Annotated in this window: 18 protein-coding genes; 8 read left to right on the top strand and 10 right to left on the bottom strand. The window is 42.9% G+C overall.

The window, feature by feature from the left end; genetic code table 11:
- Positions 1-21: 21 nt before the first annotated feature.
- The 5 genes from L3D27_RS07800 to mrcB all read right to left on the bottom strand — a co-directional run bounded on the left by L3D27_RS07800 (position 22) and on the right by mrcB (position 7,480).
- Entirely contained in the window at positions 22-336 is a 315-nt protein-coding gene (locus L3D27_RS07800) for a CopG family transcriptional regulator (RefSeq protein WP_284673133.1), read from the bottom strand.
- 253 nt (positions 337-589) lie between these two features.
- Entirely contained in the window at positions 590-2,188 is a 1,599-nt protein-coding gene (gene purH, locus L3D27_RS07795) for a bifunctional phosphoribosylaminoimidazolecarboxamide formyltransferase/IMP cyclohydrolase (protein ID WP_432480838.1), read from the bottom strand.
- A gap of 266 nt (positions 2,189-2,454) precedes the next feature.
- Positions 2,455-3,762 (bottom strand): NCS2 family permease, encoded by a 1,308-nt coding sequence (locus L3D27_RS07790; RefSeq protein WP_432480837.1) that lies wholly within the window; start codon positions 3,760-3,762, stop codon positions 2,455-2,457.
- 227 nt (positions 3,763-3,989) lie between these two features.
- Complete coding sequence (gene prmA, locus L3D27_RS07785) at positions 3,990-4,913, bottom strand: 50S ribosomal protein L11 methyltransferase (RefSeq protein ID WP_432480836.1); 924 nt, start codon at positions 4,911-4,913, stop codon at positions 3,990-3,992.
- Between the two features lie 158 nt (positions 4,914-5,071).
- A complete protein-coding gene (gene mrcB / locus L3D27_RS07780; RefSeq protein WP_432480835.1) occupies positions 5,072-7,480 on the bottom strand; it encodes a penicillin-binding protein 1B in 2,409 nt (802 codons plus the stop codon).
- A 295-nt stretch (positions 7,481-7,775) separates the two neighbouring features.
- Here mrcB and L3D27_RS07775 point away from each other — a divergent pair, with 295 nt between their 5' ends.
- Positions 7,776-10,355, top strand: a complete 2,580-nt coding sequence (locus L3D27_RS07775) for a heavy metal translocating P-type ATPase (RefSeq protein ID WP_432480834.1) — start codon at positions 7,776-7,778, stop codon at positions 10,353-10,355.
- Positions 10,356-10,438: 83 nt separating this feature from the next.
- Here the strand turns inward: L3D27_RS07775 and L3D27_RS07770 are convergent, their stop codons facing one another.
- Positions 10,439-11,161 (bottom strand): Bax inhibitor-1/YccA family protein, encoded by a 723-nt coding sequence (locus L3D27_RS07770; RefSeq protein ID WP_432480833.1) that lies wholly within the window; start codon positions 11,159-11,161, stop codon positions 10,439-10,441.
- 174 nt (positions 11,162-11,335) lie between these two features.
- On the opposite strand from L3D27_RS07770, the gene L3D27_RS07765 reads away from it, so the two are divergent.
- A complete protein-coding gene (locus L3D27_RS07765) occupies positions 11,336-12,310 on the top strand; it encodes an NAD(+) kinase (RefSeq protein WP_432480831.1) in 975 nt (324 codons plus the stop codon).
- 14 nt (positions 12,311-12,324) lie between these two features.
- A complete protein-coding gene (locus tag L3D27_RS07760; protein ID WP_284673125.1) occupies positions 12,325-12,615 on the top strand; it encodes a YeaC family protein in 291 nt (96 codons plus the stop codon).
- Positions 12,616-12,718: 103 nt separating this feature from the next.
- On the opposite strand, the gene L3D27_RS07755 is transcribed toward L3D27_RS07760, so the two are convergent.
- The 4 genes from L3D27_RS07755 to L3D27_RS07740 form a co-directional block, all read right to left on the bottom strand.
- Positions 12,719-14,350 carry an ABC1 kinase family protein gene (locus L3D27_RS07755; RefSeq protein ID WP_432481895.1) on the bottom strand — a complete coding sequence of 544 codons (1,632 nt, stop codon included), beginning with the start codon at positions 14,348-14,350 and terminating at the stop codon, positions 12,719-12,721.
- Positions 14,351-14,354: 4 nt separating this feature from the next.
- A complete protein-coding gene (locus tag L3D27_RS07750) occupies positions 14,355-14,981 on the bottom strand; it encodes an SCP2 sterol-binding domain-containing protein (protein ID WP_432480830.1) in 627 nt (208 codons plus the stop codon).
- 9 nt (positions 14,982-14,990) lie between these two features.
- Positions 14,991-15,857 carry a bifunctional demethylmenaquinone methyltransferase/2-methoxy-6-polyprenyl-1,4-benzoquinol methylase UbiE gene (ubiE, locus tag L3D27_RS07745; protein WP_432480829.1) on the bottom strand — a complete coding sequence of 289 codons (867 nt, stop codon included), beginning with the start codon at positions 15,855-15,857 and terminating at the stop codon, positions 14,991-14,993.
- 129 nt (positions 15,858-15,986) lie between these two features.
- Positions 15,987-16,715 (bottom strand): FFLEELY motif protein, encoded by a 729-nt coding sequence (locus L3D27_RS07740; RefSeq protein ID WP_432480828.1) that lies wholly within the window; start codon positions 16,713-16,715, stop codon positions 15,987-15,989.
- A gap of 387 nt (positions 16,716-17,102) precedes the next feature.
- On the opposite strand from L3D27_RS07740, the gene L3D27_RS07735 reads away from it, so the two are divergent.
- The 5 genes from L3D27_RS07735 (at position 17,103) to L3D27_RS07715 (ending at position 21,548) form a co-directional block, all read left to right on the top strand.
- Positions 17,103-18,692, top strand: a complete 1,590-nt coding sequence (locus tag L3D27_RS07735; protein WP_432480827.1) for an inorganic phosphate transporter — start codon at positions 17,103-17,105, stop codon at positions 18,690-18,692.
- 220 nt (positions 18,693-18,912) lie between these two features.
- Positions 18,913-19,182, top strand: coding sequence for a succinate dehydrogenase assembly factor 2 (locus L3D27_RS07730; RefSeq protein ID WP_284673120.1), 270 nt, complete (start codon positions 18,913-18,915; stop codon positions 19,180-19,182).
- The gene (locus L3D27_RS07725) at positions 19,169-19,657 is read left to right on the top strand and encodes a hypothetical protein (protein WP_432480826.1); all 489 of its coding nucleotides are present in this window, start codon (positions 19,169-19,171) and stop codon (positions 19,655-19,657) included. The genes L3D27_RS07730 and L3D27_RS07725 overlap by 14 nt, the downstream gene beginning before the upstream one ends.
- 302 nt (positions 19,658-19,959) lie before the next feature.
- A complete protein-coding gene (locus tag L3D27_RS07720) occupies positions 19,960-20,679 on the top strand; it encodes a YidB family protein (RefSeq protein ID WP_284673118.1) in 720 nt (239 codons plus the stop codon).
- 194 nt (positions 20,680-20,873) lie between these two features.
- Positions 20,874-21,548 (top strand): HAD family hydrolase, encoded by a 675-nt coding sequence (locus L3D27_RS07715; RefSeq protein WP_432480825.1) that lies wholly within the window; start codon positions 20,874-20,876, stop codon positions 21,546-21,548.
- The last annotated feature ends 27 nt before the right edge of the window (positions 21,549-21,575 follow it).

Below are 21,575 nucleotides of genomic sequence, written 5' to 3'. Positions count from 1 at the left end.
CGTTTTTTATTGATTTATGGCCTAAGTGATGGATTGGTCTAAGTCGCAGTTTTTATTGACATCAGCCAGTGCTTCATCGATGATTTTTTGGCTGACGCCTTTTTTGCGTAACTTTTCAATAAATAGCACATCATCCGCTAAGTTGTAATTACAGTTATCACGGTCTAGCCCTTGACGAATGTATAGACGAATTAAGCCTTGAATGCGATTAAAACCATGTGTACCAGCCGTCTCTTCTAGATGACTGATGATTTCTTCAGACAGTCGCAAATGCACGGGACGCATGACGACTTCTGGGTGATTGGAAAATTTGTTTTTAATCTTTGGGGAAATCATAGGGTCTTCTTGATTTTGTTTTGATGGAATAAATTGCTATATTCTATCATAAAATGATGATAAAAACACCTTAATTTTCCTTATACAAGAAAACTTGTGCCAATATTTTAAACTAACTTTATAATGCGTATACAGATGATTTTATGAGTTAGATTGTTATTTTAGGTGCTTGACTATTACTGTTATACAAAATAAAAATCCCGCCAGTATGACGGAACTTTTATTTTGTTATTGACTGATGATAAATAATCAATCAGTGGCGGAAATGACGCATGCCAGTAAATACCATGGCGATGCCGTGTTTGTTAGCGGCGGCGATGGTTTCATCATCACGCATTGAGCCACCTGGCTGAATGATGCACTTGATGCCAGCAGCAGCGGCATTATCAATGCCATCTCGGAAGGGGAAGAAAGCATCTGATGCCATGACCGCACCTTCAACAGCAAGCCCTGCGTGTTCAGCCTTGATGGCAGCGATGCGAGCAGAATTGACACGACTCATTTGACCTGCACCAATACCGACAGTTTGACGGTTCTTGGCATAAACGATGGCGTTGGATTTAACATATTTTGCCACTTTCCAAGCAAAGATAAGGTCGTCAAGCTCGGCTTCTGTTGGTGCTCGCTCGGTAACAACACGCAAATCATTCTTAGTAATCATGCCCAAATCTTGGTCTTGAATCAACAGACCGCCATTGACACGCTTGTAGTCAAGCTGTGCAGTACGCTCAGTAGGTTCTGGCAATTCACCACAAACCAACACACGCACATTTTTCTTGGTGCCTGTGATGTCAAGTACGCCATCAGCGATGGCAGGGGCAATAATAACCTCAACAAATTGACGCTCAACAATGGTGCGAGCGGTATCAACATCTAGTTCACGGTTAAAGGCGATGATACCACCAAAGGCAGATTCTGGATCGGTCTCATAGGCAAGGTTGTATGCTGTTAAGATGCCATCGGTTGATACTGCTACGCCACAAGGATTGGCGTGCTTAACAATGACGCAAGCAGGTTTGACGAATGATTTGACGCATTCAAGAGCTGCATCGGTATCAGCGATGTTGTTATAAGATAGCTCTTTGCCTTGTAGTTGTTTGGCGGTAGCGACCGATGCTTCTTTGGCGTTTGCTTCAACATAGAAGGCGGCTTTTTGATGTGGATTTTCGCCATAGCGTAGATCTTGGGCTTTGTTTAATTGCGTGTTAAAGGTGCGAGCAAAATCAGCCGTTGGTGTGGCGTCCTCACTTGGGTGGGTGGCGGTGCTATTTAATCTTGCCCCAAAAAATGAAGCAATCATGCCATCATAATTTGCGGTATGTTCAAAGGCTTTTACCGCCAAATCAAAACGAGTGGCGTAGCTGATATTGCCCGTGTTGTTAATTTCATTTAAGATGCGAGCATAGTCGGCAGGATTGGTGATGATGCCGACATGAGCGTGGTTTTTGGCAGCAGAACGCACCATTGCAGGGCCGCCGATATCAATGTTTTCAATGGCGTCAGACATTTTGACATCAGGCTTGGCAACCGTAGCGGCAAATGGGTAGAGATTGACAGCGACAATATCTATGCGGTCAATGCCATGAGCGGCCATGACTTCATCATCAATACCACGACGACCCAATATCCCCCCATGAATCTTTGGGTGTAAGGTTTTGACACGACCATCCATCATCTCGCTAAATCCTGTGTGCGATGAGACTTCAATGGCATTGATGCCTGATTCGGTTAATAGTTTAAATGTACCCCCAGTAGACAAAATGCCAAAGCCTGCATCAATCAGTCCTTTGGCAAAGTCAATAATTCCTGATTTATCTGACACTGACAGCAGTGCAAAACGCTTAAAACTCATAACTCACCTTATAAAAATGGTTGAACATCCAGTTAAACACCCAGTTGAATATCTGGCTTAATATGCCAATTACTGCTTAAGCATATACGAGATTTAATAATAGCATTTTGACGAGGTTTTATAAAGGGGTGGTGAGTGCTTATATGCAATTTTCTGTGTTTTATGCCATGTTTTTATTGTGTGCTAGATGGGCTTGTTTGCCTGTTAATAAAAAAAGTCCAGTCAATGATGGCTGGACTTTTTGCTTGCGACTGTTCTTGGCTAACTTAGCCTACCCAGATAAATTTGATGATAAATAGCAAGGAAACCACAGCAACAGGTGCATTGATTTCTTTATAACGATTTGTGGCGATTTTCATGACACAGTAGCTAATAAATCCAAAAGCAATCCCTTCGGTGATGGAGTAGGTAAATGGCATCATCGCTGCCGTAATAAAGGCAGGTGTGGCTTCGGTCAAGTCTTCCCAACGCACTTTAATAAGACTGCTTGCCATTAAGATGCCAACGAAGACCAGTGAGCCTGCGGTGGCATAGGCAGGAACGATGCTTGCCAAGGGAGAGAAGAAAATGGTGAGTAAAAACAAAACACCTACCACGACAGCTGTCAGCCCTGTACGACCACCCACTGATACACCAGCACCACTTTCAATATAAGTACTGATGGCAGATGTACCCATATATGAACCAACTACGGCACTGGTGCTGTCCACCAATAAAGCCTGTTTCATTTTGGGGAATTTGCCGTCCTTATCAGCAAAACCCGCCTTGTCAGTAACAGCAATCAGCGTACCTGATGAATCAAATAAGTTGACGAGCATAAACGAGAAGATAACCCCGAGTAATGCCACATCTAACGCCCCTACGATATCCACTTGTCCGACCACAGGGGTTAAGGCAGGTGGTAGGGATAGAATCTGCCCTGTAAACTGAACATGATCATCAAAGATGAGTGCAAGGGCGGTAACCATCACAATGGAGACAAGTACGCCAGAATGACGACCTTTGGCAGCCATTGCCACGATGATAAAAAAGCCAAGTACGCCCATTAGGAGTGTTGGTGAATGTAGATTACCCACAGTAACAAGTGTTGCTTCATTTGGTACGACCAACCCCATGTTTTTAAAGCCGATGAGTGCAATGAATAGCCCGATGCCTGCACTGATACCAACACGCAGACCCAAAGGAATGCTTGCCATCAGCCAATAACGCACCCCAAAAATGGTGAGTAAGAATAATCCTACCGACCCCCAAAAGATTGCTCCCATGCCTGTTTGCCATGAGTAGCCAAGTTTTGAGACGACAACAAAAGCAAAAAAGGCATTTAACCCCATCGCAGGGGCAAGAGCAATGGGTAGGTTGCTAAATAGACCGATACCAATCGTACCAAAGGCAGCGATTAAGCAGGTGGTAACAAAGACGACCTGTGTGTCCATGCCTGTAACGCCCAAGATGGACGGATTGACAAAGACAATGTACACCATGGTAAAAAATGTGGTGATGCCTGCGATGAGCTCGGTCTTGGCGGTGGTGTTTTTTTCGGTAAGATAAAAGAAGTTATCTAAAAAAGTTTTCATTGGTAGTCCAGCAGATAAGACGAATTAAAAGAACCAATGAAAAACAAAATGTTTTGTTTTTCTGATGAATTGTAACAGATTGGCAAGATAAAGACAAATTAAAAATACAATAAGTTGAGCAGGTGGTCATTAGGTGTGCTTTTGCTTATCTTAAGCCTGTATTAGAGAAAAAAATTTGGCTTTTAATGCCCAGATTAAAAGCCAATATGATGATGCGTAAGGTGGTGTTATTTTTTAATGCCAGATAATCGGTGCCAATGATGATCGTCTGTATGTTTATAATTAAAGGCATCATCAAGCGTAAAATATGGTGTATAAGCATCAATGACTGATTGGGTCTGATTGGAGATTAGACCTGCCAACACAATGCTACCGCCATTTTTTAGGAGTGAGTTAAAATATGGTGCAAACTCAATGAGGGGCTTGGCTAGGATATTGGCAGTAATGGTATCTGCTTGTAGCTGATGGCTTTTTTGATAGTCGCTAAATTCGGTTGGCAAAAAGACGGTGAGTCTATCAGCCACGCCATTTAGTTTAGCGTTTTGAGTGGTGGCTAAGATTGCTTGTGGGTCAATGTCCACCGCAAATACTGCTTTTGCCCCAAGCAGTAGTGCCGCTACACCTAGCACACCTGAGCCGCAACCGTAGTCAATGACGATTTTGTCGGTTAAATCCTGTGCTGACAACCAATCTAAGCATAGGCGAGTGGTGGCATGATAACCTGTCCCAAAGGCAAGACCAGGGTCTAAGATGAGATTGATGGCGGTTGGGTCAGGAGCGTCTAGCCATTCAGGAACAATCCATAGGTTGCCTGCACATTGAACAGGTTGATAATGAACCATCCATTCACGAGACCAATCTTTATCATCAAGACGAGTTGTCCAAAAACGAGTTGCACCTACTTCGGCAGCGATGCGACTTGCCATGCCTTCAAAGTCTGTGCCAGCAAAACGGTCGTCAGAGTTGGTGTCAAAAATCGCCGTCATGACCACATCTCCCCATAATGGCTCTTCACCAGGTAATGGTTCAAATAAAGGCTCATCTCCTGCATCTTCTAGGATGATAGAAACCGCCCCTTCTTCATAAAATAAAGCTTCGGCAAGCTCAACTTTATCTTGTGAACATTGTAGGTGTAGTTGTTGCCATGACATAATTTTCGCCTTAAATTGATGAGTGAGAGCTAAGTTTGTGATAGATTTTGGTTATTATAGCAGATATGGCAGGCTTTGTCGCTTGCGGTATTGCCATTTGTATCACGATGTTGTTTGGCATTGAGTCATCATGATGGATATATCACAAGGTGGTTGGCTTAGTATGCCATACTCTCGTTCTCTATTAAGTCTATTTGTTCATTTGGTGCGTGCCGATGTTCTTGGGGTGCGACACTCTCTTCGCCATAGCCATCGTGATACTCTTGATGAATCATGTCTGTATCTATCCAGCCATTTTCAACATATGCCACATCATTACCAAATCCATCAATGACGCAATTGGCGTATTGAGCAGGTGCGTACTGGCGGATGATGGGTAGTCGTACGGCGTGCTGACAGTATTCTTGGGACAAAAGACCTGTGCCATTATCCAACCATTGCCATTCGATACCGCTAGGCTGGTCAAGTTGGACGGGTGTGTGGTTGAGCGACTGCATGAAGCGTCGCCAAATGGGTAGGGCGTGAGAGCTACCTGTCAATCCCAAGGGTTTGTTGTTATCAAGTCCAACCCAGACTACCGAGACATAATTACCACTATATCCTGCAAACCACGCATCACGACCGTCATTGGTTGTGCCTGTTTTGCCTGCCAGATTTAAAGAGCTGTTAAAATTACCCGCCTTTGCCGTGCCTTGAGTGAATACCTGTTGCATGGCATAGTTGGTTAGATAAGTGGCTTCAGGCGATAGGCGAATTTGGGTGCGTTGATCGCTGTTTTGGAGTATGACGCCTTTATCATCAATGACTTTATTGATGGTGTGTAATGGTGTACTAACACCACCTGTAGCGAAAATCTGATACACACCCAGTATGTCCATGGCGGTCAAATCTACCGCTCCAAGTAGTATTGATGGGTAGGGTGGTAAACTTTGGTTGATGCCTAGTGCTTGTAGTTGTTTTTGAAAATTATGCAATCCAAATTCCATGCCAAGATTGACCGCTGCTTGATTGTACGAGTGGGCAAGGGCTTTGGTTAGTGGCGTTGCTCCGTGTGAGATGCCACCATAGTTTCTTGGTGTCCAAGACTGCCCATCAATGTTGTAGTTAGTAGGGCTATCATCGACACTGCTGGCTAAGTTGTAGCGTCCCGATTGCAGAGCGGTTAGGTAGATAACAGGTTTTAATAATGAGCCGACTTGTCGCTTAGCGTCAATGGCACGGTTAAAACCTGTAAAATCACCACGCCCACCTACCAACGCAACCACCTCACCTGTGTTAGGATTGGCACTGACCAAGGCGGCTTGTAAGGGGTTTTTTGTGCCATTGATGACGGCGTTATTGGCATGATTTTGGGCGATGGGGTCAAGCGTTGAGATGATGCGAAGCCCTCTGTTTTGTAGGTCCTCTTCTTTATAATATGCTTTTAACTCTCGAGAAATGGCATCAAAAAAATCAGGAAAACGACTTTTGGCGATAATCGGAGTTTTTACCACATCTAAGGGTTTTTGGATGGCATTATCATACTCACTTTGGCTGATTTTTCCTATGGTGAGCATATTATGCAAGACGGTGTTTCGTCTGTCGGTGGCACGCTTTGGGTGTTTTTTTGGGTTGTAATAACTAGAGCCTTTGGCAATGCCAACCAATAAAGCGTATTGGTCTAAACGCAACTCAGAAAGAGGCTTGTTAAAATAAAACTGTGAGGCAATCCCAAAACCGTTTACTGAGCGATTGCCATTTTGTCCTAAGTTAATCTCATTAAGATAGGCAAGTAAAATCTCATTTTTGTCATAATGCAGTTCAAGCAGTAGTGCCATAATGGCTTCATTGGCTTTTCGCTTTAAACTGCGTTCTGAATTTAGATAAAAATTCTTGACAAGTTGCTGTGTGATGGTTGAGCCACCTTGTCTTTGACCACCTGTCAGATTGGATAAAATTGCACGAGCTGTACCACGCAAGGATATCCCATGATGCTCATAAAAGTTACGATCTTCGGTAGCGATGAGTGCATCAATTAAGTGCTTGGGCAAGCTGTCTTTGTCAAGTAAGATACGGTCTTCATTGTTTTGGGGGTAAATACCGCCCACATTGACAGGCTCTAGGCGTAGCATGCCTTTGGTGGTGGGGTGACTGGTCTGAAGACTGGTAATTTTCCCATTAGAAAAGCTGATTTTGATGGTCTGCTTAGGTTCTATATCGCCATCGCCATAATCAAAACCACGAGTGTAAATCGTGTAGGTTGCCCCTTGCTGTTGATAACCACCTTGTTTGGTGCTGTTTTTGGTATAGTTGAGTAGTTTTAACCAGCTGTCAAGGTCGGTCTGACTAAGTGGTGCATTGGGTGAGAGTTCAAGTGGGCGAGAATAAACCGTTGCAGGAATATCCCAGCGACGATTTTCAAATTTATTGATGATGACACTGTTTAAATAAAATACATAAAGCCCAAGTAAAATCATGGCGGCGAGTACGACCACTAGCACGATAAAGCCTAAAACCGAGCCTTGCTGTTGTTTTGGAGTGTGGTTGTCCAAATGGCTGTGTGGAAGATGGGGGGGCTTAGTGAGCATAAACAGACCTTTATAATCAATGAGATAAACATACTAGCGATTTGTTGATATTTTATCAAGTACTAATTGATTGTTGATTAAAATGATTGATGGCGTGCATGATGGTTTTTGCCTAACTCTTCTAAACATCGTACCGGTGTATGTACAAAATTCACCAACTTTGTCTCATCAAGAATGTGCAATAACTGTGCTATAATGATACAAGGCTTTAAATAGATTTTGTTTGCCTTAAGGGTGATTTTTATTGCTTTTGAATGTCTTTTAGGCTGATTTTTCAGATTGTTTTGGAATGATTATGACCATCGATAATAAGATTGATGATGAAATTTCTCAGTCTTTACTCCTGCCTCCTACAGATGCGTGTTTTCATTGTGGTGAAGTGTTACCAAAAGAGCCTTTTTATACCACGATTTTCAATAAAGCTCGTCCGATGTGTTGTTTGGGCTGTCAGCTTGCCTCGCAAAGCATTGTGGATTTACAGCTTGAACAGTACTATCTAGACCGCCGTGAGATTAGCCCAACTGCTAGCCTGCCTGATGTGATGAATTTTGATGCGTATAATCATGATGATATTAAGGCACAATTTGTCTATCAAGAAGATGGTGGTAATACCGCAGAATTATCGGTGGCGAACTTACGCTGTTCGGCGTGCACTTGGCTTATCGAGACCCGTTTAAGAGCGATAGATGGCGTGCGAATGTGTCAGGTCAATCTGACTCAGCAGCGTATGCGAGTCAGTTGGGACGAGCATCGGTGTAGTATTGGTGAGATATTAAGGGCGGTACACTCGGTAGGCTATGATGCTAAGCCGTATCGACAAGATACGCATGAAGCCATGTTAAAACGCCAAAACAAGCAAATGCTGATTCGTCTGGCAATCTCGGCACTTGGGGCAATGCAGGCAATGATGTTTTCCATTGGTATGTATTTTGGGGCATATACAGGCATCTTGTTGGAGCATCGAGATTTCCTGCGGTATGTGGCGTTATTTGTTACCATACCTGTGTTATTCTATTCAGGCGTGCCGTTTTTTGCATCGGCATATAATGCCATCAAGGCTCGCCAAGTAAACATGGATGTGCCTGTTTGTATTGCACTCATCACCACTTTTGCTGCCAGTGTCTATGCAACCTTAACAGGAACAGGCGAAGCATATTTTGACTCGGTATCGATGTTTATTTTCTTTTTGTTGGCTGGTCGTTATATTGAACATAACGCTCGCCTAAAAGCATCAAACATGGCATCTGATTTGGTGGTAATCAATCCCATTTTGGTGCAAAAAATTACTAATGACAACGATCTTGTCGCTAAGTTAACTAAAGATGACACGCTAAGCCAAGATGATAAAAAATCCATCATTGATACATGGTGGCGACAACATCAGGCAAATCAAGAGCTAGTGATAAGCGAAGTCCAAGATAGACTGCTTGCTCAGTCGGTGGAGATTGGCGATGTCATCTGTATTGATGCAGGGTCGCAGATTGTTACCGATGGTATTTTGTTGTCAGAGACGGCGACGGTATCACAGAGTTTGCTAACAGGTGAGAGTGATTTGATTGTCAAGGAGCGTGGCGATGTGGTTGTGGGGGGTGCTCAAAATGATAGTCAGCCTTTTATCATGCTTGTTACGGCTAAGGTTGATGACAGCCAAATCTCTTTGATTGACAGACTGATGAATCGAGCCATGAGCGAAAAACCAAAAATCGCTCAAGATGCGGATAAGATGGCAAGATGGTTTGTGGCACGAGTGTTGGTGTTGTCATGTCTTGTGTTTGCGGTGTGGTGGTTTATTGATAAGCATGAGGCGTTATGGGCGACAGTGGCGGTGTTGGTGGCAACCTGCCCCTGTGCCTTAAGTCTTGCCACACCGATAGCCTTGACGGTATCAACCAATCGTTTGGCATCGCTTGGTTTTTTGGCGACTCGTGGGCATACCATTCAGACCTTATCGGAAGTAAGCCATGCTTGTTTTGATAAGACAGGCACGCTAACGCTTGGGCAGGCGAACCTTTTGGAGACGGTTAGCGTCATTGATAAGACGGACGCTCTAAAAATCGCCGCCGCTCTTGAGATTGGCTCAAAACACCCTGTGGCGTGGGCTATACTAACAGCAGCTCACGGACTGCATTTGCCAAGTGTCAAAGATGGCATCCACCACACGGCAGGTGGTGTGGAGGGGTGGATTGATGGTGTGTGTTACCGCATTGGTCATCAACAGTTTGTGCAACCACAAGGCACACTGCCTACCATGTTGATAGAAAATCTTGGAAAATATCAGGCGAATATGTCGGTGTTGTTATCCTGTATGATTCAGGGTGAGTGGCAAACGGTGGCAAGATTTTATTTTAATGACACCATCAGACAAGATGCTCATGCAATGATTGATGAGCTAAAACGCCAAAATATCACACCCATCATGCTCACAGGCGACCCCAATCCAAGTGCTGTGGAGGTGGCAAAATCGTTGGGAATTGAGCAGGCATATTTTGGATTGACACCGCAAGATAAAGTCAGTCACATCAAGCAGTTGCAAGCGTCAGGATATACGGTACTCATGGTGGGTGATGGTATTAATGATGCACCCGTTCTGGCGGCAGCAAATGTCTCAACGGCGATGGCAGGTGCGACGGATTTGGCACAGGTGTCATCAGACAGTGTGCTAATGGGTGGCAAAATGATGGCGATTACTCAGGCACTTAGTCTTTCTGCAAAGACACAAAAGATTATCCGCCAAAATTTGCGTTGGGCATTGGCTTATAACGCCATTGTACTGATTCCTGCGGCATTGGGCTATATACCGCCTTGGCTAGCGGCGATTGGTATGTCGATATCTAGTTTGTTTGTGGTGGCAAATGCCATGCGATTAAAGCGATAAATGGCACAATAAAAATCGCACTCTTGGGGTGCGATTTTTATTGCTTTGTGTTAGGCGTCTAGCTTATCTGATGAGCTAAGCGATTAGTCGTCTTGTAGGTAGCCAATCAAACGCAAAAACTCAATGTACATCCAAACCAGCGTTGATAAAATGCCAATGCTATACACCCACTCAAATTCACGAGATGCGCCATGTTGTACACCTTGTTCAATATTATCAAAATCTAGCAGTAGGCTAAATGATGCAATCAAAGTAACAAAAACGCTAAAACCGATTGCCACCAAACCACCATCAAATAGGAGTGGCAGGCTTGAACCAAATAATCTAAAACCAAGTTGTACCAGATATAAAATACCGATGGCGATGATGGCTGATGTCAAAATTGAGCGGAATTTTTCAGTAACTTTTACGATGCCTGTGGTGTATAAGGTTAGCATGACAGCGGCGGTAATAAATGTTGCTGATAGGGCTGATAGTGGCACGCTTGGATATCTTGTGTACATGATGGTGCTAAATGCACCAAGTAGCACGCCTTCACACAAGGCATACGGTACAGCCAGATTTTTGGCAAGATGTGGCTTAAAAGCACTAGCCAATCCCAATCCCATGCCGGCGAATAGACCGACCAGTGCCAATGGGTATAGCATATTCATAGAAATACCACCCATTAAGGCATAAAAGAACACAGAAAAACCTGCTACAGCCGCCAATACTAGCAAAAACGCACTTTTTTTGACCACACCGCCAATTGTCATGGCGACACCGCCAACAGCAAGCTCGGTGCGACTTACGATAGGATTTGCCATATTTTTTCCTTAAAATACAAAAATATAGATAAAAAAGAATGTCTTGTGATTATAAAGCAGATTTTATAAAAATCAAGAGATTATCTGTGGTGTTTTATACGATTTGTCTGAAACTTTGATTGTACTACTTCTAGCTTTTTTGGTATCATATGCTTTATTTAACCTTAGAATTGTATGTCCAATTTTGTCAACAATCACCCAAAGCGTCCGCCATTTCGCCACATTGCCCTATTGGGTCGTGCTGGCAAAAGCAGTGTGGTTGAAACCTTAAATGAACTCATCAATTTGCTTGATGAGCGTGATTTATCAATTGTGATTGACACAGAAACTGCTGCCATTGAAGGCTTGCAGATAGATTTTGATAAAGTGGATGGTCATCAGTTAAAGATTGTGCCTCGTCAGAAGATTGGCGAGCATTGCGATTTTGCCATCGTAGTGGGTGGTGATGGTTCAATGCTTCAAGTAGCAAGCGTGATGGCAGGGACCGATGTTCCTGTGCTTGGCATCAATCGTGGTCGGTTGGGTTTTTTGGCGGATGTGAATCCTGATGAGCTGACCGAGCGAGTAACACAGGTTTTAGATGGGGAGTACTGGTTGGTTGAGCGGTTTTTATTGACCTTTAAAATCGTTCAAAATGACGAACATGGCAAGCCAACCGATGTTGTTATTCATGAAGATGTGGCGTTGAATGATGTGGTGCTACACGCAGGCAAATCAGTGCATACCATTGATTTTCAACTAAAAATTAACGACTATGATGTCTATCGCCAGCACGCAGATGGGCTGATTGTATCCACTCCTACAGGCTCGACAGCCTATTCGCTTTCGGCAGGTGGACCCATTATTCATCCGACCATTGATGCGATTTGTCTTGTTCCTATGCATCCGCACACACTATCAAGCAGACCGCTTATGGTGGCAGGTAGCAGTCAGATTGCCATTAATATCCATAAGGATAATCGCACACAACCAATGGTTGGAGCAGATGGCAAGGCATCAGCACCACTTGATAATGATCAAACACTACTCATTACCAAGCATGATAAGACATTGTTGTTGCTACATCCACCAAGCTACAACTTTTATGAAGCGTGTCGCACCAAGCTTAATTGGAATCTATATAGCGAAGAATTTTCACTAAAAACTTAAATCGTAGGACCATCATGAATAAACAAGATATCTTAAATAGCCTAAACCCTGAGATTGTCGCTAAATTTCGCACTGCCATTGAGATTGGCAAATGGGAAAATGGCGTGCGATTAACCGATGAACAGCGACAGACTTGTATGCAGGCGGTCATGGTTTGGGAGCATGAATATCTACCAACCGAAGAACGCACAGGTTATATTGAAAAACCAAAGGACGATAAAGGCAATACCATCGGCGAAGAATGCGATGTTGAGCATGAGCATCATTATCCTAATGCCGAACGACCTGTTGTGTTTAAGAATTAAAGATGGCAAAAGGCATCAAAAAGGGCGATATTCTCGCCCTTTAGCTTTGTTATTGGATACTTGTGATTATTAACCAACCTATTTATTGTTTGCGATAGGTCTGTTATACCAACACCCGCCAAATCACAAAAATAATCGCCAGTAGATGAAATAGAATACCCACCCACCAAATTGGCACGGTCAGCCCAATGGCAATTAAGCCAAAAAATCCACCGAGGGCAATCCAATCATAGCGTTTTTGATTAAGAAAATCTGCTCTTAGGGCTTGAATTTCTCTAAGCTCTTTATCCTGCCTTGCTCCTAATGTTGCCAGAGATTGAATGCCTTGACCAAGTAGCTTGGGTAGCTCGGTGGTGGATAGTAGTAGTTCTGGTGCTTTAGCTTTTAGTTCGTTGAGATTTTTGACGGGGTCAAGCTGATCTTTGACCCATGCGGTAAGTATCGGCTTGGCGAGCGACCAAATATCAAGCTCTGGATACAACTCACGCCCCAATCCTTCAACATGAACAAGAGTCTTGAGCAGTAGCATTAGCTGTGGTGGTATGCTCATCTGATGACGGCGAGCAATATTTAAAATCTCAAATAAAATGCCTGCAAAGTCAAGTTCGCTCATTGGTTTGGAGACCATGGGGCTGACTGTGCGTGCCATGTCTTTAATTAAAGCGTGTTTATCAGCAGACGGCGGTATCCATCCTGCTTGTGCGATGATGTCCACAAGCATGGTGTAGTTGCCATTCATGACTGACAGCAGGAGGCGTGCCACAACCAGCTGGTCATCAGGGGCAAGCTGTCCCATGATGGCACAGTCTAGTCCCAAATAGCGAGGGTGGGCGACTGCACCGCCATCAGGCAATGTCTCTACAAAGATATTGCCAGGGTGCATGTCAGCATGAAAGAAATTATCACGAAATACTTGAGTAAAAAATATCGTCAGACCATTTTTGGCAAGCTCGGCTCTGTCATAGTCCAAAGAATCAAAGGTTTGGGTTTGTGAAATGGGTACGCCAAAGATACGCTCACAGACCATGACTGATTTATTGGCGGTATATACTTCTGGCACATAGATAAGTTTTGACCCCAAAAAATTATTACGCATCTTAGTGGCGTTGGTAGCTTCTAGGGTTAGGTCTAATTCATTGAGCATGATTTGCCGATAATCCTCGACAATACTAACGATATGGACAGCTCGAGCTGACTCTAATCGAGCGGATAGCCAAGCAGCAAGCTCTCTTAAAAGCTCAAAGTCTTTGATGATGACCGCCTTGATATTAGGTCGTACGACTTTGACAACCACCTCACGACCATCCGGCAGGGCAGCGGTGTGTACTTGAGCGATACTGGCAGCAGCTAATGGCTTATCATCAAAGCGAGCAAATAGCTCATGGATGGGTTTGCCCAAGCCGACTTTGGGGTCTTCAATGCTGTCTTTTAAGGTGCTGATGTCAAAAGGGGTAACTTTGTCTTGTAATAAAGACAGTTGGGAGATGATGTTTGGTGGCAGTAGGTCTGAGCGAGTGGATAAAAGCTGACCTAGCTTTAAAAATAGGGTCCCCATTTCTTCAAGAGCCAGCTTTACCCCTAGGGGGTTGTGCGATTTACCGATACTGGCTGGATGTATCCGAATGAGTCGTGCAAGCGGAGCAAGTTCTGGCACTTCGTCAAAGTGTGTGTCTAGGCGGTATTTGGCAGCGATTCGGTATAGGGCTAACAGGCGATTCTTATGGGGAATGAGCATGGCTTTAGTTTGATGGTTGGTTTTGTAGGTCATTTAAGCGTGCTTGTTCACGCTCAATGTCGCTTTGTAGGCGAAGCAATTCTTGCTTTTTTTGATGGATAAGTGAATCAAGGTTGTCTGTATTTGCTTTATTGGGGGTTAGTCCATCAATTATTAAAGATTTGATGGATGATAAAATTGGCATAACAATCGGCGAGCATTCTTGGATAGCTAGGTGAGCGTAGCTGGTGGCGTTTTTACCAATGAGATGCTCAAGCTTATCTAGCACATCAGGACTAAAAGATGATATCAGCTCTTTGATTTGCAGTAGTACCTGATGGTCGCCCTTAATGGGTAAATTACCTGATGGGTTTTGCATTAGGGTTGGTAGCTTACCCACATCAGTTACTCGCAAGGTGCAATCAGGGTGGATAATCATGCCTTGTGGCTCAAAGATACTTTGACTAACAGGTTCAAAACGCAAATGATCATCACAAAACAACACATCAACGCTAAGCTCTGGCTTGTCTATGACAATACGCAGAGTCTTGCCTGATAGCATTTGTAGATGCTTGATGGCAAGGGGGTCGGTGTGGATTGCTGTATTGATGAGTTTTTCTGCCAATCCTAATGCAAGCGTTGCAATCATCATCAAGACGCCTTATCTAGCCTTAAAGCCACGATGCACCGCCACGATACCACCTGTGAGATTGTGATAATCACAATTTACAAAGCCTGCTTGTTCCATCATTGCTTTTAGCGTATTTTGGTCTGGGTGCATACGAATTGACTCTGCCAAATATTGATAACTGTCGCTACCACCTGCAACAATCTTTCCCATGAGGGGCAGGGCGGTAAAAGAGTATAAATCATAAGCTTTTGATAAAGGCTCAAAGACAGGCTTACTAAATTCAAGCACCAGTAGCCGTCCGCCTGGTTTTAGGACACGATACATGGCTTCTAAGGCTTTTTGTTTGTCGGTAACATTACGCAAACCAAAACTGATGGCAACCAAATCAAAAGAATTATCTTCAAATGGCTCAAGCGTCTCGGCATTAGCCAACACAAAATCAACATTATTACAGCCGGCGTTAATTAGGCGAGTGCGACCCACTTCAAGCATCGCTTCGTTGATGTCAGAGAGTACCACACGACCCAAGCGACCCACTTCACGACTAAATACCTTTGCCAAATCTCCTGTACCACCTGCGATATCTAGCACGCTTTGACCTGAACGCACGCCTGTTAGGCTGATGGCATAGCGTTTCCATAGACGATGAATACCAAAACTCATCAGGTCATTCATGATGTCGTATTTACTGGCAACAGAAGTAAAAACTTCGGCAACCTTGCGTTGTTTGTCTTTGGCGTTAACTGTCTGATAACCAAAATGTGTCGTCTCACCGATGTGTTCTGAATAGGTGGCAGAAGATTGGTCTGTATTGGCAGTCTGCATGGCAGATTGACCTTGCGGTGTGCCTGTGGGGAGAATGTTTGGGTTGGTAAAGGTGTTATTGTCTTGGCTCATGACTTTTATCCAAATGTTGATTTTTGTGTGTGATTGAATATCTGTGATGCTAAATTTACATTTTTAATCATGCTTAATGATACTATAATTCTGTTTATTTTGATACAAAAATCCGTATATTACTCATAATCATTCATAAACACGCCCTTGATGATAAATGCGTTCAATGGTGGCAAGCTCAGTATGTTCAAATGGTTTGGTAAAATCTTCAATCTTGTTAATGGTGTTGATGGCGTGCAATCCATCATGAATAAAGTCGTACAAAGGCTGATAGCCATGATGATAAGCGGTGGATTTGGCAAGAGTAAAAGCCTTTTTAAGTAAAAAGGAATTAAATTGTAAATAAGATTGTTCGCACACTTCTTTGATGTTTTTGATTTGAATGATTCGCTCTTGTTGATTATCAACACCGTGATAGGCTTTTACCATCAACTCATCGTGTATGCCTTGGGTCAAAAAAGAGTGGTAAAGTGCGTCATTTTGGTGGATAAACTGGGCAATTTTTAGGTCAAATTGTATGGCAAGTACGGCAGCCTTGACACCCAAGATACCTGTAGCAAGTGTCTTTTGGGGGATGAGTTTTTCTAGGCGACCTGAGCCATTTAAGGCGTTGTTTCCTGCGGTGAGTAGCTGTTTGGCAATCGCATCAAACTCTTTATTGCCGTAGATTTGACCGATTAGATAATGTGCAAGCGGTGCGGTTTTTGGGTTGTTAAATAGGCTTTGACTGGTGTTGTGGATACGCTGTTTTTGCCACTGCTGTACCCCAAAAAATACTTCATTAAGTTCGCTGTTGCTATGGTGGGGTAGGGTTTGGTAGTGAGTTAGAGTATCAACCAATAATTGAATCTGCGACATAAACAAATCTCTGTGCAAGTGGTGCAAAGGTAAAGGTAAAAAGTGGATATGATGATGGATTATGTGGCGATTGTGATTAAAAATTTCAATCTTACTGGGTAATTCATGTCATCATTTTCATTGGTTCTATCTTTTAGGTTGCCTGCTTGGTATATCGGCATCAAAATTTAAGCGTGTTGTATTGAAATGTCTGTGAGTGATAAATTTAGTGATAAAACACTGCCAATATGTTAAAATTATCATAAAGCTGTCATAAAACAACTATACTTGTCAAGTTGTCATCATGATGGTTATTTTTTAGGTTTATTTATCTTACTTGGTTGATGGGTCTTTTTTGGAGTGTGTCGCCGAATAGGCATATAAAAAGATCAGTATTTTGGCGGATTTATGGTTAATTCAGCAAAACAAACTACACCGATGGCAGCGAACATCTTTTTTGCGTTGTTGCTTGTGGGCATGTGTATCTATTTTACCATGTGGGGGCTGTCTTATACAGCTCATCAGCAGATCTTGCTATTCATGCTTGCCAGTTTCTTTGGCATATTTATGGCATTTAACATTGGCGGTAATGATGTTGCCAACTCATTTGGCACTTCTGTGGGAGCGGGTACACTATCTGTTTCTCAGGCACTTGCGGTGGCGGCGATTTTTGAGGTGTCAGGTGCGGTTTTGGCAGGTGCAGCGGTTACCGACACCATTCGTAGTGGCATTGTTGATATTGCCCAACTTGGTGTTTCGCCCAACCAGTTTATCTATTTGATGTTATCAGCATTGGCAGCAGCAGCGTTTTGGCTGTTGTTTGCGACCAAAAAAGGCCTGCCGGTATCTACCACACACGCCATCATTGGCGGTATTATTGGTTCATCCATCGTGCTTGGCATCAGTGTTGGCGGTAGTGAGCTTGCATTTTCTACTGTAAAATGGTCAAAAATCAGCGAAATCGCTGTTTCTTGGGTAATCTCTCCCTTGCTTGGCGGTCTATTGTCTTATATTTTGTACAGTCTGATTAAGCGTAATATCTTGGCTTATAATGATAAAGTGGAAATCCATGTCAAGACGCTAAAGACCAAAAAAAAGATCATCAAGCGTGAACAAAAAGAATATTTTGAAAGACTTGGTGAGAGTGAAAAGCTACCTTACACCACAGCACTACTTCGTGATCAAGAGACTTTTAATGGGGGTGATTGTGTCCGTGAAGAGCTAGAAACTGAATATTACCGTTCATTGTATGACATTGAGAATGAGCGTGGCAATCTAGACACCCTAAAAGCTCTAAAAACATGGGTGCCACTTATTGCAGCCTTAGGTGCAATCATTATGACTGCGATGGTTGTTTTTAAAGGTCTAAAGAACACTGGTCTTAGTTTAACAACACTACACGCAAGCCTAGTGATGGGCATGATTGGTGCTATGGTTTGGCTGACAGCGTTCATCTATACCAAAACAATCCGTGGTAAGCACAAAGAAGACTTGGGTAAGGCGACTTTTATCATGTTTAGCTGGATGCAGGTATTTACAGCGTGTGCTTTTGCATTCTCGCATGGCTCAAATGATATTGCCAATGCGGTCGGTCCTTTTGTGGCGATTTTAGATGTGATTAAAGAAAACGCCATTGCTGCTAAGGCTACTGTGCCTGCACCTGTGATGTTAACTTTTGGTGTGTCTTTGGTGGTGGGTTTGTGGTTCATCGGTAAGGAGGTTATCCAGACCGTTGGCACAAATCTTACAGAAATGCACCCAGCATCAGGTTTTGCTGCTGAGCTTGCTGCTGCTGCAGTTGTGATGGGTGCATCTAGCTTGGGCATTCCTGTTTCTAGTACTCATATTTTGGTTGGTGCGGTTTTGGGTATTGGTATTGTCAATAAAAACACCAACTGGAAGCTGATGAGACCTATTGGTTTGGCATGGGTGATTACCTTGCCAGCTGCCGCTGCCATGAGTGCGATTATATTTGTGATATTAAGTAATGCACTATGAGCTAGTAAACAAATGATGTCAATAAAAATAGCCCCAATGGGGCTTTTTTATTGCTTGTTGAATGGCTTGTGTTACGCACCACTTGCCTAATCTAGAAAATTTTCCTAAAGAAAATGCAAGTACTACTCTCAAGTTGTGATAAATTTGTTATACTTAGCCCATAAAAATCCATTGATTAGATGGCGTTTGGTCATCAGATATCATTCACTAGGAGTATGAAATGACTACCCATATTGAACCAACATTAGAACAAAGACGAGTGATCTATCAGGCACGGCGTGGATTAAAAGAGCTTGATTATTATATTGACCCTTATGTTAAACTACACTATTTATCCGCCCCCGATGATGAGCAGACTGCTTTTACTCGTCTGCTTGAGTATGAAGACCCTGATTTATTATTGTTCTTTTTGGGGCAAGAGCGTCCTAATGATGAGAGTGTGGCACGGCTGATTGATCGAATAAAGCAATTAAAATATGCCGATGAATAAATCTGCTAACCTTAAGCCTAAAATTTCCAAAAATCCTTTACCAGTCAGTTTGACGCTTGGCAGGCGTGTATTTAGCATGGCAGAGAGCGTATTTGTGTTGGTGGTGCTTGGGTTGTCATGGCACCATCTACTATGGTGGCAGTATGCGATATTATTCATCATGTCGTTGTTAGTGGTTGCTAGGCGATTGTTGAGTTATCGGGTGTTATCCTTAGATTGTACTTATATTGATGAGCTTTGGGATATTGGTGTAAGGAACAATGGTCAGATGACCATCTGGCATGGCTATCTGTCAGAGATTAAAGAGATATTTGGCGGTCAAAAGGGTGTGTTTTTGCGTTTTTATGTCATTATGCCGAATAAACGATTCATCAATGTTGTCATTTATGAAAAAGACATTGATGAGACGAACTTTCGTCGGCTACTTGGTCTGTGTCATGGCATCGGTAAGATCTCTCAGGGTTTTTATGGCTAAGGTAAACTTGGGTGGCTTAAACCTTATGTTTTGTTATTTGATTTCACCGATGATTTTATTGATTAAGCATTAAATACTTATTGACTGTATCCATTATTAACAAAACTTTGCCGTAATACCGCCAGTATCACCAAAACAACCACCGAAATTTACATAATGCACACATTTTATTATATAGATTTTGATAAGATGGTGGTAATTTGAGTTTGTAATGAGATTGTCTGGCACCAGTCTTGTGATTGGCTAAAGCTTATCAATAATTGACAATCAAGTTTTATGATGTGCTTATTAAGGATTTTATCATGAGTTTATTGCAGTCTATCGTAACCCAAGTTGTGCAAAATGCCCTAAATGACAATAACAACACCCAAGGTAATACCCAACACACACAGCAACAAGGTGGTTTGGGTGGTATGCTTGGTAGCCTAGTGGGTCAGCAGAATAATAATACAGGGCTTGGCGGTATATTAGGTCAGGTGCTTGGTAGTCAGATGGGTGCGAATGCCAATCAAGATGGTTTGGGCGGTTTGTTGGGCGGTCTACTGGGCGGGCAAACCCAAAATCGTCAAGCAAGCCCAACTGACTTAGGCGGCATTCTTGGGAGTCTGTTAGGTGGTCAAACACAAGCTCAAGGTCGCCAAAGTGGTGGCTTTAATAAATCCACATTGCTTCTTGCTTTATTGCCTGTCGTGCTAAATTATATTCAAAAAAATGGCGGTCTGTCAGGTGTTCTGGCGAAATTTCAAGGGGGTGGACTGGGTAATCATGCTCAATCTTGGGTCAGTATTGATAGGGATAATGATGGCATTGATGCTGGCGACATAGCAAGATTGTTTGATAGCCAAGACATTAAAAAGGTCTGCTCTCAGACAGGAGCAAGTGAACATGAGGTCTGTCAAGGTATCGCTGAGTTGCTACCACAAGTGGTTAATGACTTAACACCGCAGGGCGGTCTGAATAACGAAAAAGAAGCAAATGATGAAATCGATCAAATTTTAGCCCAGTTAAAAGGCAGATTTTGATCGGCTGAGTATTTATTAAATAAAACCATCAGTTCTCTGGTGGTTTTATTTTTTGATTTTGATGGTGTGATGTTGCTTTTGGCAGGTGGTTTTGTAGCGGTGTGTTTTGATGTAAGATGGTTGTTTAAGAAAGAAACTATTTAGCTTTGTCGGTTTTTTTGTTATGATGATATTTTTTGATGATGGGGATGAAAATGGCAAATTTAGCGTTGTTTGACTTGGATATGACCATGCTGAATGTGGATAGCGACCACAGTTGGGGGCAGTTTATTGTCAATAAAGGTCTGGTAGATAAGGCGGTTTATAAAGATGCCAATGATAAATTCTACCAAGATTATATTAATGGCACGCTTGATGCGGTGGAGTATAATGAATTTGTGGCGGCATTTTTGACCACCAAGAGTATGGTAGAGCTATATGCTTACCGCAAAGAGTATCTAGATACTTGGATTGTGCCAAACATGCGACCAAAGGCGATTGCTCAGATTCAGGCTCATAAAGAAGCGGGCGATTTGGTGGTGGTTATCAGTGCAACCAATGATTTTGTGGTCAAGCCCATCGCTAATTTGTTCGGTGTTGATGATGCACACACACTGGCAACCGTGCTTGAAATTTGTGATGATAAATACACAGGGCGAGTGGGTGGACGACCAAACTTCAAAGAGGGTAAGCTGTACCATCTTAATAAGTTGATCAGCTCGTATAAGAATAAAGGTGTTATTTTTGACAAATTGATTGCATATTCGGATTCTAAGAATGATTTGCCATTACTGAGTTTTGCTGATGAGGCAATATGTATCAATCCTGATGAGATTTTAACAGCTGAAGCAAAGGCTAGGGGCTGGCGAATTGAGGATTGGTCCTTATAAAGATTTACTAAGCATCATAAAAAATAC

The organism is Moraxella sp. ZY200743 (assembly GCF_050885545.1).
GTDB lineage: Bacteria > Pseudomonadota > Gammaproteobacteria > Pseudomonadales > Moraxellaceae > Moraxella > Moraxella haemolytica.
Note: the sequence above shows the minus strand (reverse complement) of the source record. Positions and strands in the feature narration are given on the sequence as shown.